Origin of the sequence: Rhizobium sp. CFBP 13644 (assembly GCF_014842165.1) — a bacterium.
Lineage (GTDB): Bacteria > Pseudomonadota > Alphaproteobacteria > Rhizobiales > Rhizobiaceae > Agrobacterium > Agrobacterium tumefaciens_C.
In genome coordinates this window covers 649,845-665,302 of the sequence record NZ_JACYVF010000002.1, presented here as the reverse complement: position 1 = coordinate 665,302, position 15,458 = coordinate 649,845, and the positions used below count along the sequence as shown (strand labels likewise).

The 15,458-nt window shown below is 59.1% G+C and carries 9 protein-coding genes; 3 read left to right on the top strand and 6 right to left on the bottom strand.

From position 1 onward, the window contains the following. Positions 1-33 precede the first annotated feature (33 nt). From IFT53_RS08215 to IFT53_RS08200, 4 genes are all read right to left on the bottom strand, one after another. Complete coding sequence (locus IFT53_RS08215) at positions 34-3,753, bottom strand: AsmA family protein (protein WP_192064088.1); 3,720 nt, start codon at positions 3,751-3,753, stop codon at positions 34-36. 90 nt (positions 3,754-3,843) lie between these two features. Continuing rightward, entirely contained in the window at positions 3,844-5,256 is a 1,413-nt protein-coding gene (locus IFT53_RS08210; RefSeq protein WP_192064089.1) for an FAD-binding oxidoreductase, read from the bottom strand. A gap of 121 nt (positions 5,257-5,377) precedes the next feature. Further along, a complete protein-coding gene (locus IFT53_RS08205) occupies positions 5,378-8,530 on the bottom strand; it encodes an efflux RND transporter permease subunit (RefSeq protein WP_192064090.1) in 3,153 nt (1,050 codons plus the stop codon). Continuing rightward, positions 8,527-9,681 (bottom strand): efflux RND transporter periplasmic adaptor subunit, encoded by a 1,155-nt coding sequence (locus IFT53_RS08200; protein ID WP_192064091.1) that lies wholly within the window; start codon positions 9,679-9,681, stop codon positions 8,527-8,529. The genes IFT53_RS08205 and IFT53_RS08200 overlap by 4 nt, the downstream gene beginning before the upstream one ends. A gap of 289 nt (positions 9,682-9,970) precedes the next feature. On the opposite strand from IFT53_RS08200, the gene IFT53_RS08195 reads away from it, so the two are divergent. Further along, positions 9,971-12,451 (top strand): ATP-dependent helicase, encoded by a 2,481-nt coding sequence (locus IFT53_RS08195; protein ID WP_042616119.1) that lies wholly within the window; start codon positions 9,971-9,973, stop codon positions 12,449-12,451. Between the two features lie 82 nt (positions 12,452-12,533). On the opposite strand, the gene IFT53_RS23950 is transcribed toward IFT53_RS08195, so the two are convergent. Beyond that, positions 12,534-12,665 carry a hypothetical protein gene (locus tag IFT53_RS23950; RefSeq protein WP_269082217.1) on the bottom strand — a complete coding sequence of 44 codons (132 nt, stop codon included), beginning with the start codon at positions 12,663-12,665 and terminating at the stop codon, positions 12,534-12,536. A gap of 140 nt (positions 12,666-12,805) precedes the next feature. On the opposite strand from IFT53_RS23950, the gene IFT53_RS08190 reads away from it, so the two are divergent. Beyond that, on the top strand, positions 12,806-13,288 hold the full coding sequence (locus IFT53_RS08190; protein ID WP_192064092.1) for a DMT family transporter: 483 nt from the start codon (positions 12,806-12,808) through the stop codon (positions 13,286-13,288). Continuing rightward, on the top strand, positions 13,285-13,707 hold the full coding sequence (locus IFT53_RS08185; RefSeq protein ID WP_192064093.1) for a DMT family transporter: 423 nt from the start codon (positions 13,285-13,287) through the stop codon (positions 13,705-13,707). The genes IFT53_RS08190 and IFT53_RS08185 overlap by 4 nt, the downstream gene beginning before the upstream one ends. Before the next feature lie 62 nt (positions 13,708-13,769). Here IFT53_RS08185 and IFT53_RS08180 read toward each other — a convergent pair whose 3' ends face one another. Then, positions 13,770-15,035, bottom strand: coding sequence for a DUF2778 domain-containing protein (locus tag IFT53_RS08180; protein WP_192064094.1), 1,266 nt, complete (start codon positions 15,033-15,035; stop codon positions 13,770-13,772). Positions 15,036-15,458 lie beyond the last annotated feature (423 nt).

Here is a 15,458-nt window from a genome sequence, read left to right as displayed (position 1 = left end):
GAGCGAACAAGTCATCAATGCGCGTCCAGGGCCTTACCGCGCGGGAGCGTTTTGTGCCGGAGGCTGGCTGAAGATGTCGCCTGTTGGGGGTACGGAGAACACCGGAGGAGTCGCGGGCTTTGGCTGGGCTTCCTGCTCCCGCTTCAAACGCTCCTGCGAGGCTTTCTCGGCCTCAAGCCGTTCCTGCGCCATCGCACGCATACGCTCTTCTTCAGCCTTGCGCAAACGCTCTTCTTCCGCCTTGCGCACCTTTTCGGCTTCCTCAGCCCGCTTGATCGCGGCCTGTCGCTCGGCGGCCCGGAAGCGGTAAAGCGCCACTTCACGCCGCAGTCTCTGCTTCTCCATAACGCTGGCCTGCAAGGCTTCCACCCGCCTGCGTTCGCGCTCGAAGGCCCGCAGGGACAGATATCCGGTTAGACCCGACACATCGGTCGTCAGTGCTGGCTCGGCCAGTGGTCCAGTAAAGTTGAGGCGAAGGGACGGCTCGGCGCCCGCCAACGCCTCGTTGCCGGCATTATAAGCAAGGCCCAAACCACCGGTCAGCGTCTTGTCGCCAATATCGAGCATGAGGTCACCATCAAAGGCGAGCTGTGGTGTGGAAGTCGTGACATTCTGCATGCGCAGGTTTCCATCGCCGAGCGTGAACGGCATGGACACATCCCCCAGCGGGATCTCTCCCTGCCAGAGATGGGCATCCACCAGCGGACGCACTTTCGCCGCATCGATATTGCCCTCAAGGCCATTGGCAGCCTGAAGCCACTGCTGGAAAGCCGATGCGTTCAACCCGCGCAAAACAAGATTACCGGCACGCATTTCGCCGGATCCGCCCGCCGACGATAGAAGCTCCGCTACGCTCTTGCCGGTGGATTCAGCAGTCAAATCCAGACCGAAGAGGCCACTAGCCACCGGCTTCTCTCCGCTTTTCCACATCACGGCTTCAGGGTTGGCACCCGAGACAGCAATCTTGGTTCGGAAAATGCCAGCACCGTCTCCCGTTGCCATGGCAAGACGGCCCGATACCTTGCCGCCCATCCAGTCACCCACCATGTCGTCAAGCGAAAGCGTGCCATTGGCATGGTTGAGCGCAAAAGAAAGGCCTGTCACCGTTCCGAACGAACCCGTGTCGAAATTGGCGGCCTTGATGGAAAGGGAGGCATCAAGCTTGGGGAAGGCCGGAAGAGAAACCGGCTTTGCGCTGAGTGCGCCCGTTTCAGGGTCGATAACCGGCCCATACATCGTATCGCCAAGCCACGTCAGATCGACGCTGTTCAGTGCAAGATCGCCGGTCAGCTTGTAAGGTGCAGCCTTCGCAACAGCCAGATTACCGGAAAATGCGTTGCCGCCCGCTTGGCCCGAAAGAGCCGAAAGCGTCGTCTTGTCCTTATCCGAGCTAAGTTTCGCCGTTGCCTTGGTGGACATGCCGCCACCAAGCTGCGGCAGGCCAACCGCATTCATAATGAGGTAAGGCTCGATATCCGCGCTTTCCAGCGACACATCAGCGCTGCCCTGAGCGAAGTTTTCCGGCTTCAGGCCAAAGCTGCCATTGGCAGAAAAATGCGTGCGCTCCGTCGAGAAGCGGAATTCCGTCTGAACCGGAGAGCCGAGCGTCCCGTTGAGCTTCAAGGACAACAGGCCCTCGCCATCAGCGTCGAAAGGCAGGGGATCAAGCCCCGCCTGCCCAAACAGAATGGCTGTAGACTGGTTCTTGAGAACAGCCTCAAGCGTCAGTGCCGTATCGTCAGTGTCTGTGAGAACATCAGGCAACTTCACCACGGCAGAAACGCGGCTGCCGTTGATGGTGCCGGAAACGGCTGCGTTTGCCCCGCCATTGTTCTTATCGACCGCGAGATCAACGGCAATGTCGGAATTCGCATACCATGGCGCGCTTCGCACAAGCCGCTCCACCAGTGGATGGCTTGGAACTTTCTGCCGCAAGAGATCAAGCAAAGGCTGCATATCGGCAGCGTGAAGATTGACTGTTCCCTTGCCGGAAAAATCATTGGCAGAGCCCTTCAACTGGCCCTTTGCCCTAACCTCGGCACCGGCAATATTGCCGGCATTCATTGTTTCCAGCGAAAGAACGCCACCCGCCGATGTAAACGCCGTTTCCACCTGATTGGCTGTCACGCCCGCCATGTTGATGCGGTCCGCCTTGAACTTGGCGGTGATCCGGTGATCGAGAACCGAGCTGCCGACCTGATCGCCCAGAATAAGGCCACCAAGCGCCTTCAGGGCATCGAGATCGATCTCGTCACCCGCCAGTTCAACATCAATGCTTGCGCCATTGGCTTCCGCCTGCCGCGCAAGGCGACCCTTGAGCGATGCCTGCCCGATGGCAAGTTCGAGGTTTTCAAAGCGCTGCGCCTGCGTTGTCAGCGAAACGGTGGACGAGAAACCCGCAGCATTCAGCTGGCGAATGGCCGGATCGACCGTGCCGGACAGCCAGTTGGCAAGCCCCGAAGGCTGGTTGGAGGCAACGAGCATATCACCATTGAAGGCTGGGCCACCCGTCAACGTCAGAGAGCCCTTGGCCTCAAGCTGGGTGCGGCCAGGCAGCACGGCAACTGCATTCTCCACCTGCCAGCCGGAACCGTTGGGCCTAATATCAAGACGGATGTCGCGGATGGTCGTGTCATCGGAAACAAGTGCTGGAAGCCGGATGCTGGCCTTACCCGGAACCTGCGGCACCGGAATGCGCGCAATCAGGCTCGCAAATGCCTCGATGCGCTGGCGCACGGGCACAGTTGGAACCCGCGATGTTTTGCCGGTCTGCACAGGTGCGGGCGCAAAGCGGTTGAAATCGATCTGCTGACCATCAGCCGTCAGCAGGAATTCTGGTGCGGTTCCGGTATCCAGCGTCGCCTCACCCGTCACGATATACGGATTGGTCTCGCCGCCGAGTTCCATGCGGTAACTTGGCACCCGCACACGGCCATTGGTAAGCTCAAAGCTGCCCTTCGTCCGTGGCGCGGTGAAGATGGACTGGCTGGCGTCTTTTTTCTGGTTCTCATCCTGGCGGAAATTGAAGGCAAATGAGCCGCTGTAAACCGGACGTCCCTCAGTGGCGGCAATGGCGCCGTCCAGATCAATCTCAACCGGATGTTCATCAGGCATGAGGCGAAGGCGCAGGCCCATGCGCCCTGCATTGGCTTCCGGCTCACCGCTGGAAAGAGAAAACGACCCTGCGTGACCATCAACAGCCGCACGTCCTTTTGCGGTCCATGGCCCGGCAAGCGACTTGGCCGACATATCGGCACTGAGGCCAGTTACCGTGCGGTTGCGACCCGACTGCTCGTCAATGAACTCGATTTGCCCGCCATCGATGCTGACATTTTCAAGAACAACGGTTTTGGCCGGGATGACGGCGCGGCTTCCGCGTGTCCAATCCAGCGTGCCGTCCTTCAACAAACGGATACGGGCCTTCGGCTCCTCGATCCGCATATCGAAAATGCGCGCTTCGCCAGACAGGAACGGTGCAAGCTCGGCATCCATGGAAAAGCGGGCGACCTGAATCTGGGGCGAGCCGTCCGAATCTGTGCCAGCGCGCACATCATGCAGCGTCACGGAGGGAAATGGTAGTAGCCGCGCTTCGACACGGCCATGCACCACGACCTTCTTGCCCAGAATACGGCTTGCCTGATCTTCAAAATCGCGCCGGAAATCCGTCCAGTCGATGAAATAAGGAATGAGCAGCGCTGAAAACAGTGCCACCACAAGCAGTCCGCCCAGAAATACCAATATGCGTCCGAGCACGACCCGATGTCTCCCTTAACTGACGATGAAACCTATCTTTTTTCCCTGCCAGAGCAAGCTGCATTTCAGGTTTCACCCATATTCCTGCACCTACTGGGCGTGAAAAAGCTTACCCGGATTAAAGATGTTATCTGGATCAAGTGACCGCTTGATGGCAATCATCACATCCAGCGCGCCACCAACCTCTTCGGCCAGAAAGCTCATCTTGCCCTGCCCTATCCCATGCTCACCCGTGCAGGTGCCATCCATCTCGATCGCCCGTCGGTTCAAACGTGCCACGAAGGCTTCGGTATGGGCCACACTTATCGGGTCCTTGCCATCAAACAACACAAGAACGTGGAAGTTCCCGTCGCCCGCATGGCCTACAATCGGTGCCAGCATGTTGTTGTCGACGATATCCTGCTGGGTCGCGGTCACGCATTCGGCAAAGCGTGAAATCGGCACGCAGACGTCGGTGGAAAGCGCATCGAGATGCGGTGCGAGCGCCTTGGATGCCCAATAGGCATCATGGCGCGCCTTCCAAAGTTTGGCGCGCTCCTGCGCATCGCTGGTCCAGCGGAAAGCACTGCCGCCGCACTCCTCAACAATCTCAGAAAACTGCGCAGATTGCAGCGCCGTTGTTTCTTCAGAACCGTGAAACTCCAGAAACAGCGTTGGCTTTTCCTCATAGGACAAGCCCGAATAGGCATTGCAGGCACGGATCTGCACAGCATCCAGAAGCTCGATCCGGGCGACGGGAATGCCCATCTGCACCGTCATGATCACGGCATCGCAGGCCGCGGCAATCGTATCGAATGTGCACACACCGCCCGCGATCTTTTCAGGAATACCCTGAAGACGCAGCGTGACCGATGTGATGACCCCAAGCGTACCCTCGGCACCCACATAAAGCCGCGTCAGATCATATCCGGCAGAGGATTTGCGTGCACGCCGCCCGGTGCTGATCTCCTCGCCATCGGCCGTTACCACGGTCAACGCCAGCACATTGTCCTTCATGGTGCCATAGCGCACAGCATTGGTGCCGGAGGCGCGCGTAGAAGCCATGCCGCCGATGGACGCATTGGCACCGGGATCAATCGGGAAGAAAAGGCCGGTATCGCGCAGATAGGTGTTCAGTTGCTCGCGCGTTACGCCGGGCTCGACTGTTACGTCCAGATCTTCTGCATTGACGGAAAGAATGCGGTTCATGCGGCTGAAATCGACCGAGATTCCGCCCATCGGCGCATTGACCTGACCCTCCAGCGAAGAGCCGACCCCGAACGGGATGACGGGCACCTTATGGGCAGCGCAGGCTTTGACGACGGCCTTCACGTCATCGGAATTTTCGGCAAAGACCACACCATCAGGCAATTGCGTGGTGAGATAGGTCGTCGTGTGCGCGTGCTGTTCGCGAAAGGACTGGCCGGTCTGGAGCTTGTCACCGAGCTGCTGTTTCAGAGTGTCCAGCACGGCTGCAATGCCCGCTTCGTTTCTCGCACCAGCCACCACATCCTTCAACGCCATGTTTCTCTCCCCTGAAATGCAAAACCGGACTCAACCTTTTACGGCAAGTCCGGTTGATATGTGCCACGGCATTGAGATTGTCCAGCACCGCCGCTTGGCAAAACGGCGGCGCGTCAGTTCATCACTCCGCAGCAAGCAGCGGCTTGTCTTCCTCAAGGGCACGGCGACGAATGGCCGTTTCAAGCTCCCTGTGCAGACGAATGTCGGCATCCGCCTGCGGTTTCGCAAAACGTGCGATCAGCAGGTAGGAGATTGGCGTAATATAGAGGGTGATTAGCGTTGCCAGACCCAGACCGCCGACAATGACCCAGCCAAGCGCAATACGGGCCTCTGCACCAGCACCCTGCGCCATGACGAGCGGAACACCGCCCAAGATCGTGGCGATCATGGTCATCATGACAGGCCGCAGGCGAATGCTGCACGACTTTTCGATGGCCTCACGAACCGTGGCGCCCTGATCGCGCAGATGATTGGCAAACTCCACGATCAGAATACCGTTCTTGGCCATGACGCCAACCAGCAGCACAAGGCCGATCTGGCTATAGACGTTGAGGCTGGAGCCGGTGACGAGCAAGGCGATGACCGCGCAGGCCAGACCAAGCGGTACCGTCGACATGATGATGACGGAGCTGAGAACGCTTTCGAACTGCGCCGCCAGCACGAGGAAGATGATGGCAATGGCAAAGCCGAAGGTCAGCAACATGCCGCTGGAGTTTTCCTGCAAGGTGGCCGCTTCACCCAGCGGCAGCAAACGCGCACCCGCGGGCATCACGGTCGCCGCCATCTCATTGACCCGCGCAACGGCCTCTCCCAGCGACACACCTTCCCGAAGGTTTGCGGTAAAGCCGACCGATGGCAATTGCTGCTCACGGTTCAGCTGCGGTGAAACGGCCGTTTCCTTCAGCGAAGCGATGGTGGACATCGGCACCATTCGCCCGTCTTTTGCCTTCATGAAGATGTTTTCAAGGTCGGTGGGGTCGTCGATCGGGCGCGTGGACGACAGAAGTCGCACAGGCACGGCATCGCCATCGATAAAGACATCAACGATGGAGCGGCCTTCAAGCAACGACTGCATGGCCGTGGAGAGGCCGGTAATGTCGATACCGAGATCGGACGCCTTTTCGCGGTCGATCGAGACCGACAATTGCGCCTGATTGGGTTCGTTTTCCAGACGCGGCGTATCGAAAAGGCCGCTTTGCTCCATGCCGGTCAGAAGCTTTTGCGTGGCCTCGTTCAGCGCCGCATAGTTGGTGCCGATCATCGCCATGCTGAGACCATTGCCAGCACCGCGAATACGAAGGCTGTTGGGCTGCGATGCCGAGGCCCGCAGGCCGGGCACCGTCTGCGCCGCAGCATTGATATCCTGCGCGATCTGGTTCTGCGTGCGCTCGCGGTCTGCCCATGGGGCCAGCGTCAGCACCACAAAGCCGGTGTTGGTTGAACCATTCATGCCGGAGATGGAATAGATATTGCGGATTTCGCCACTGTCGCGAAGCGGCTGCAGATTTTCCTCGATCCGCTGCAACTGGTCGCGAGTATATTCCAGGCTCACGCCCTGTGGAGCCGTCACGCGCAGCATCACCGAGGAACGGTCCTCGCGCGGCGTCAGCTCGTTCTGCACCATGCCGAACGCAACCCACGACGCGCCCGCGAAGGCAACAGCCACGATGACGACGATCAGCGGATTGTTGAGGCAGGCAGAGAGCGTGGTCTTGTAGGTGGACGCAAAAACATTGCCGAACCAGGCCAGCGGGCCCGATGGTTCCTTCATCTCCTGTTTCAACATCCGCGATGCCAGCATCGGACACAGCGTCAGCGCGACGATGGAAGACAGTCCGACCGCGAATGCCAGCACGAAACCAAACTCGCGGAACAGACCACCCAATTGGCCGGGCAGGAACGACAGGGGAATGAACACGGCAGCCAGTGTTGCCGTGGTGGCGATGACCGCAAAGAATACCTCTTGCGTGCCGAGAACGGCTGCGGCACGCGGCCCCATGCCTTCGGCCCGGCGGCGGACGATGTTTTCCAGCACCACGATCGCATCATCCACCACAAGGCCCGTGGCCAGAACAATGGCAAGAAGTGTGAGAATATTGATGGAAAAGCCGACCATGTAGATGGCAACGATGGTGCCGATCAGCGCGACGGGCATGGTGATGGCCGGGATCAGCGTTGCGCGCCAATCGCGGAAGAAGAGGTAAAGCACCACGACGACGATGAGCGCGGAAAGGCCAAGCGCAAGCTCCACCTCATGCAGCGCACCTTCGATGAACACCGCGTCATCGCTGGTAATGACGATGCGCGTATTTTCGGGCAGATTGGGCGTCATGGCCTCAACCGCCGCCTTTACGCCGGTCGAAATGCTCAACGTGTTGGATTGGGCCTGACGAATGACGCCAAGGCCCACGCCCTGCACGCCGTTTGAACGCAGCGACGTGGTTTCATCATCCGCGCCCAGCATCACGCTGGCCACATCACGAAGGCGGACACGGTCTCTGACAATAAGATTTTCAAATTCGGCTGGCGTCGTCAGGTTGGCTGTCGCACGCACGACAATGTCCTGGGTCGAGCTTTTCAGCGATCCTGCTGGCACGTCCAGTGCGGCAGTGCCAAGCGCATTGGACACATCCGTCACCGTCAAACCACGGCTTGCCAGCGCGCTTTGATCGAGGTCGATGCGGAAGACCTTTTCCTGGTCGCCATAAAGCTCCACATCGGCAACGCCATCCACGGCGGCCAGCCGGTCGATGACTTCATCATCAACGAGCTTGGTCAGGTCTTCCATGCTGAGGCTGGTGGAAGTCACCGCAAGACGCATGATGGGCTGGCTGTCGGAATCCGCTTTGATGATCTGCGGCTCGTCGGCATCATCTGGCATCTGGTTGGCAATGCGGCCAATGGCATCGCGCACATCGTTCGAAGCCACCGCAATATCGACACTGTCGTTGAATTCCATCGTCACGCGGCTTGTGCCGAATTGCGATGACGAAGAAATGGATTTCACACCGCTGACACGCGCAACAGCGCCCTCAATGGTCTGGGTGACCTCCTGATCGATGGTCTGCGGAGATGCGCCGTCATAGGTCGTGCGCACGGAGATGACCGGGCGGTCGACATCCGGCAATTCGCGCACATCAACGCCAACAAGGGCTGCCAATCCGGCAACCACCAGAAGCGTGTTCACCACAGCTGCCAGGATGGGCCGGCGCACGAAGAGTGCTGTAAACGTCGCCTTGGAATCATTTGCACTGGTCGTGGTCTGGTCTGTCATCGGCTGGCGACCTCCGGTGCTTTCTTCTGCCCAGCCGTTCGCACGGCGCCACCTTCGCGCACACGCTGCAAGCCTTCGATCACGATCGGCTCATCCGGCGCAAGGTCAGCCTTGACCAGCACGGAATCCGGATTGCGCTGAACGACCTGAACGCGAACCTTGTGAGACTTGTCGTCCTTCACGCGCCAGACATAGGAGCCTTCGGCATCCCACTGCACGGCGAGCGGATCGACAGAGGGATAATTTTCGCCGGTGAAGCCCATGGTGACGGCAAAGGACATGCCAGCGCGCAGATCGTCTCTCGCATTCTCGAAAACGGCGCGCACACGCACCGTCCGGCTGGCTTCGTCCACCCGGTTATCGACCGCCTCAACCTTGCCGGAGAATTTCTCGCCCGGGCGGGAAATCGATGTCGCCTCCACCGGCATCCCAACCTTGATGGCCGTGGTAAAACGCTCCGGCGCCCAGAAGTTGACGAGAATTTTCGAACGGTCATCAATGCTGACAATACTGGTCTGCGTCGTTGCGTTATCGCCGATGTTGATCGCAACAATACCGGCGATGCCGTCGATAGGGGCAACGATATTGCGCCGTTTCAGATTGAGTTCGGCTGTGCTCAGCGCAAGCTTCGCCGCTTCCTCGGCAATCTGGGCATCCAGCACATCAAGCCGCGCAACCGAACGCAAATTCGCGTAGGACGTGGACTTCTCGACTGCGCTGCGCAGCGCGACCTGCGCCTTTTCACGCTCAATGACCTGCTCATCATCATCCAGCCGCGCCAGCACATCGCCTTTTTTGACACTTTGCCCCGATGATACGAGAATTTCGGAAATCAGCCCCGAAGCCTGCGGCGTGACGACGACAGACTGAATAGCCTCCCCGTTGCCAATTGCATTCAGACGGTCATTCACGGTTCCGGACTTGACGGGTGCGAGCGCGACCAGCGTTGCGCTGTTGCCCCTTCCACCGCCCTGCCCGCGCTGCCCACCACCAGCGGCTGCCGTGCCACCGGCCTCTGCAGCAGGCTTTTCCGGGCTTGCAAGTCCAACCTTGGCCAGCAAAACTTTGCCGTCTGGTGAATTATAGGCCCAAAGACAGAACCCCGCCCCCACGACGGCCAGACCGACACCAAGCTGCTTCCAAACCCGCATACACGTCTCCGAATTGATTTCGACTGTCTCCGCATTCCATTTTAGTGCGGACGCCTTGTATTTACAGCAGTATCCTTGCTCACCTTAAACAACGCAACGCACAAATCCGTTTCTTACATAATGGTAATTTACGACGCTTTTAAACAGCCTCCGGCCACGCTCCATACGGGTTCGATGCTCCCACGGCCTCAGTGAAAATGCCCTGAAACAGGCGCGTTGACAGTTGAAAGAGGAATAAAAGCAGAACATGGTTCTGGCCTTTCCGCCCCGAATCACTACATTGGGCCGCATGAGCAACAGTTTCGACGATATGCCGTTCTTCGATGAGGAACCTTCCGAGCCACGCCGCCAGCCCGCCGCACCTCCAGCGCCGGGCGGTTTGGGCATCGCGGCGCGTGCTATGGCAGCACGCGATCAGGGGCGCGCTGCGCCCGATTATCTGGCAGGCCTCAACCCGGAACAGCGCGAAGCCGTCGAGACCCTGGAAGGCCCCGTTCTGGTTCTGGCGGGTGCCGGCACCGGCAAAACCCGCGTGTTGACGACGCGCATCGCCCATATTCTGGCAACAGGCCGCGTCTATCCGAGCCAGATTCTGGCCGTGACCTTCACCAACAAGGCCGCGCGCGAGATGAAGGAACGTATCGGCGTTCTCGTCGGTGGCGCGGTTGAGGGCATGCCGTGGCTTGGCACCTTCCACTCCATCGGCGTCAAGCTTCTGCGCAGACATGCCGAAATGATGGGCCTGAAGTCGGATTTCACCATTCTCGATACGGATGACGTGGTGCGGCTGCTGAAACAGCTCATTCAGGCCGAAGGTCTTGATGACAAGCGTTGGCCCGCCAAGCAGTTCGCCGGCATGATCGATGGCTGGAAGAACAAGGGTCTGACACCGCCGGATATTCCAGAAGGCGATAGCCGCGCCTTTGCAAACGGTAAGGGCCGCGAACTCTATGCCGCCTATCAAGCACGTTTGAAAACACTGAATGCCTGTGATTTCGGCGACCTGCTGCTGCACCCCATCACCATATTCCGTAATCACCCGGACATTCTCAAAGAATACCACAGCAAGTTTCGCTACATTCTGGTGGACGAGTATCAGGACACCAACACCTGCCAATATATGTGGCTGAGGCTTCTGGCGCAGCGCCCCAAGGGCGAGCCGCAAAATGTCTGCTGCGTGGGCGATGACGACCAGTCGATCTATGGCTGGCGCGGTGCCGAGGTGGACAATATCCTGCGCTTTGACAAGGATTTTCCCGGCGCAAAGGTCATCAAGCTGGAGCGCAACTACCGATCCACCGAACATATTCTGGGCGCTGCCGGTCACCTGATCGCGCATAATGAAGGCCGCCTTGGCAAGACACTGTTTACAGACCGAAGCGAACCCGACGATGAAAAGGTCGTTGTTCACGCGGCCTGGGATTCGGAAGAGGAAGCCCGCGCCGTCGGTGAGGAGATCGAACAGCTCCAGCGCACCAAGCACCCGCTGAACAACATGGCCATTCTGGTGCGTGCGTCCTTCCAGATGCGCGAGTTCGAAGACCGGTTTGTAACGCTTGGCCTCAACTACCGCGTTATCGGCGGTCCACGCTTCTATGAGCGTCTCGAAATCCGTGATGCGCTGGCCTATTTCCGTCTCGTCTGCCAGTCCGCAGACGATCTGGCTTTCGAGCGCATCATCAACACGCCAAAGCGTGGCCTTGGCGATACGACCGTTCGCAACCTGCATGATTATGCCCGCGCCCGCGACATCCCCATGCTGGCGGCAGCGGCTGACATTATCGAGACGGACGAGTTGAAGCCCAAGGCGCGCAAGGCGCTGTTCGATGTCGTGCAGGATTTCCGCCGCTGGCAGACCCTGCTGGAAAACACAGAGCACACGGTGCTGGCCGAACAGATCCTCGATGAGAGCGGCTACACCGCCATGTGGCAGGCGGATAAGACCGCCGAAGGCCCCGGCAGGCTGGAAAACCTGAAGGAACTGATCCGCTCCATGGAAGCCTATGAGAGCATGCGCAGCTTCCTTGAGCATGTGGCACTGGTCATGGATACCGAAAAGAACGCCGAGCTGGATGCCGTCTCGATCATGACGCTGCATTCCGCCAAGGGTCTGGAATTCGAAACCGTTTTCCTGCCCGGCTGGGAGGAAGGACTGTTTCCGCACCAGCGTTCCCTCGATGAAGGTGGGCGTTCCGGCCTCGAAGAAGAGCGTCGTCTGGCCTATGTCGGCATCACCCGCGCCAAGCGCCGTTGCCACATCTGGTTCGTTTCCAACCGCCGCATCCATGGCCTGTGGCAAGCCACGATCCCCTCCCGCTTTCTGGAAGAGTTGCCGCCCAACCACGTCGAAGTCTCGGCGTCCGATAGCAATTACGGCGGCTATGGTGGGCGCGGCGGCTACGGCCAGTCTCGCTTTGATTCCGCCGACCCCTTCACCAACACCTATTCCACACCGGGATGGAAGCGTGCGCAGGCCAACAAATCTGACGCGACGCGCGACAATTGGGGCAGCCGTTCCGGCCACGCTGTCGAGCGCATCGGCTACGGCGAAAGCGGCCCGAAAACACGCACGATCGATGGCGAACTCGTCGCCAAATCGGTGGCCGATACGCCATCGAAATTCTTCGTCGGCGACCGCGTTTTCCATCTGAAATTCGGAAATGGCAATGTCGCGAGCGTCGAAGGCAACAAACTCACTATCGACTTTGATCGCGCCGGGCAAAAACGGGTTCTCGACGGTTTTGTGGAGCGGGCAGAAAAGCCTGCCTGATCTGGCTCAGGCCTAACCAGCGAACACGCAAAAGCCGCGCTTGCACAAATGCAGAGCGCGGCTTTTGACTATTCAAAACAGATTATTGCGCGATGGGCGTTTCGCCGGGCGTGAAGCCGATCAGGTAAACGGCGGCCACCACGATGGCCAGAGCGAAAATGGAGATGACGAAAACAGTCATGCGGTTCAGAGGCTTGCGGGTCGTTTTTTTCATGCCGCGATAACGATCGAGACGCGTATTCGTTCCAGCGAAAATTCGTTCACAGCATCTGGGGTCATACATCAAGGAAAATCATTTCCGCTTCAAACCCATATCGGTTAAGGCTCGCCCATCTCTTCAGCATTCGGCGCATCATGACCAGCGATACCCCCACCCGCCTCAACCCGCTCCACATCGCAGCTGCCTTTGCCAGCGGTTGCCTGTTGACCCTGATGGTTCATTTCAACGGCATGCTCGCCCATTATGGCAACGCGCTGTTTTCATCCTGGACGGCGCACGGCACCGGAACGGTGGCGGCGGTGATCTACCTCGCCATCCTCTCGAAAAAGCAAGTTGGCGAAAAGCCCGTCCGGCCCAAAGCCCCGGTCTGGGCCTATTTCGGCGGTGTCGTCGGCGCAGCCATCGTCATGCTGACCTCCACTGCGGTCAATTCGCCGCTTGCCCTGTCTGGCACAATCGCTCTCGGGCTCGCCGGTCAGGTTATCTTCAGCCTGCTGGCCGATTTCTGGGGAATGTTCGGCCTGCCCAAACGCCGGCCAGATGCCATTGATCTCTGTGCAGTCGCCCTCATTCTCAGCGGCAGCGCGCTGATCACACTCGTGGGGAGAGCACCATGATCCTTTGGGTTTCCATGGCCTTTGCGGGCGGCGTTTTCGTGGCGCTCAGCCGCCAGATCAACGGTCGGCTGAGCCTCTCCAACTCACCGCTCATCGCATCCTTCTGGAACCACATCGTCGGCTTTGCCGTGCTGACGGTACTGGGACTCGCGCTCGGTGGCCTGTGGCCGGAAGGCGCAGCCGATGCCCCATGGTACGCCTTTATCGGCGGCCCCATCGGCGTCATCTTCATCGCTTCGGGAAGCTGGCTCATTCCCCGCATCGGTGCGGTCAACACCGCCCTTCTGGTCATCAGCGGCCAGATGGTATCGAGCGTGGTGCTGGATTTGTTCAGCGAACACCCACCGAAACTATGGGCCAGCGCCGCAGGCGTTTTTCTCATCTTGTGCGGAATGGCACTGACGCAGCGCAAGCGTTAGAGCAATTCCAGCAAAAGTGGGAACCGGTTTTGCGTCCGGAATTGCGTAAAAAAATAGTCGCGTCAGCTATCGGTTTCGCGGCGTGAGAACATGCCGAAAAGCGTCTTGCTGTTGCTCTTGGAAGCACCACTCGCCGTCATGGCAGCACGCCCGGAAAGCTTCGGCACCACCACGATCCGCTTGACCTCGCCGCGCTTGAACGCTGCCAGAAAGCGGTTGTAATCCTTGAACACAACGCAGCCATTGGACTCGCCGCGCCGTGCCAGCATGTAGGTATGCGCCAGAAGTCCGTCACGGCCATGCGGGTTCACACCGCTTTCCGGTGTCAGGCGAATGGCCTCGACGCCATGAAACGGTGCTTCGCGCATCGTCAGACGATAGCTGGATGGCGGCGTGGAGCCACGCATCTTCACATGCACGAAATCCGGGTTGTCCCGCATCTTGCCGATGCCGGAATGCGCTTCCAGCTTCTCGCCGCTGGGCAGATGAACCACGCCTGCGGAAATATCATAGATCGCCGTGCCATTGCCGCGATCAGGCCATGGAACCGCATCCATCTTGGTTTCGCGCATCGGATTATCAGGCCGCGCAAAGGCCACCATCGTGTTGGTTGGTGGGCTTTTGGGCGCAGGCGCCGGAACGGAAGCCGGAGCGACAAGCTGATTGTCTACGGATGAGGATCTGGCTGGACGCGGTGTTGGCTCCACATCTGCAGCGCGCGCAATTTCGGGGCGGAAGCTCGGCAGCGGAACGGTTTCCGGCAGCAGATCGATCTCCGCATCGGCAGTGGCTTGCGGCCTTCCAAGCGCCACTTCAAACGCCGGATGCTCCTTCGCCTGCGTTTCCAGCATGGCGAGTTCGGGCGCATCAGCCGTGCGCCCCAACGCCGAATCGACGATGGCGGAAGGCTTCAGCGCGGCAAGAGCCTGCGCGGTGGCCTGGGCATGCGCGTTCATCGCAACGGTCGCGCCGTAACGGTCGGCAAATGCCTTGGCGCCAATGTGGTGTTCTGCGGCCAGACGCACGGCCTTCTGGCTGCCATGGCCGGTTGCCGCAAGGCGGGAGAATTTGCGGATGTGAACATTGCGCTCGACCACGTCGAGCGTCGTGCGCTCCAGACCGGAAACAAGCATCTTGTCGAAGCGCTGCACCCCGTGGGAGGCCTGCGCCATGCCGTGAAGCGACGCAAAGGCCGTTACGGCGCAAACGCTTGCCAGCAAACCGCCGCCCAGGAGAGCCGAAAACTTGCTCAAGCCCACGGACTTACGTTTCTTGGGGAAAGCGCTGCCAACGCGCGCATCGTTACAGGCCACGGAAAATGACGCCATGATACACTTTACTCAAACCAGTTACGCAAGACCGGACAAGACCGGCCATCGGGTTAGGACCATGAAGACCAGGTGCAGCGGGCACCCACTTCATGGTGAACAGGTTTTGAGCATGCCGAATTATGGTAACCAAAGTCTTTACAAATCCCCTGAAACTGAAGTCTGTGAAGCTTGAATGTTTATATTCGAGGCAGCGAGTACCGGCTTACCACACCAAATTCGGTCGCTGCGGCCAGATAACGTATCGCCTTGATTTCGATGGGGACGGCAACCGATTCGCTCATCGATAATGCTCCGGCTATCTGCTGATTTGGATATTATTACGGCGGCTCAAATGCGCGCCATGATCAATATCAACAGCGCTCATGTTTAGGCTTGCGCCGCGTCGGTTCGCTTGGCATCTTCCACGCTCCATCTCGGAGG

Excerpts from the sequence above, each read along its gene's own strand:
- IFT53_RS08210 (WP_192064089.1), bottom strand. The coding sequence starts at position 5,256 with ATGGCGTTGAAGGATGTGGTGGCTGGTGCGAGAAACGAAGCGGGCATT.
- IFT53_RS08205 (WP_192064090.1), bottom strand. The coding sequence starts at position 8,530 with ATGACAGACCAGACCACGACCAGTGCAAATGATTCCAAGGCGACGTTT.
- IFT53_RS08200 (WP_192064091.1), bottom strand. The coding sequence starts at position 9,681 with ATGCGGGTTTGGAAGCAGCTTGGTGTCGGTCTGGCCGTCGTGGGGGCG.
- IFT53_RS08195 (WP_042616119.1), top strand. The coding sequence starts at position 9,971 with ATGAGCAACAGTTTCGACGATATGCCGTTCTTCGATGAGGAACCTTCC.
- IFT53_RS23950 (WP_269082217.1), bottom strand. The coding sequence starts at position 12,665 with ATGAAAAAAACGACCCGCAAGCCTCTGAACCGCATGACTGTTTTCGTC.
- IFT53_RS08190 (WP_192064092.1), top strand. The coding sequence starts at position 12,806 with ATGACCAGCGATACCCCCACCCGCCTCAACCCGCTCCACATCGCAGCT.
- IFT53_RS08185 (WP_192064093.1), top strand. The coding sequence starts at position 13,285 with ATGATCCTTTGGGTTTCCATGGCCTTTGCGGGCGGCGTTTTCGTGGCG.
- IFT53_RS08180 (WP_192064094.1), bottom strand. The coding sequence starts at position 15,035 with ATGGCGTCATTTTCCGTGGCCTGTAACGATGCGCGCGTTGGCAGCGCT.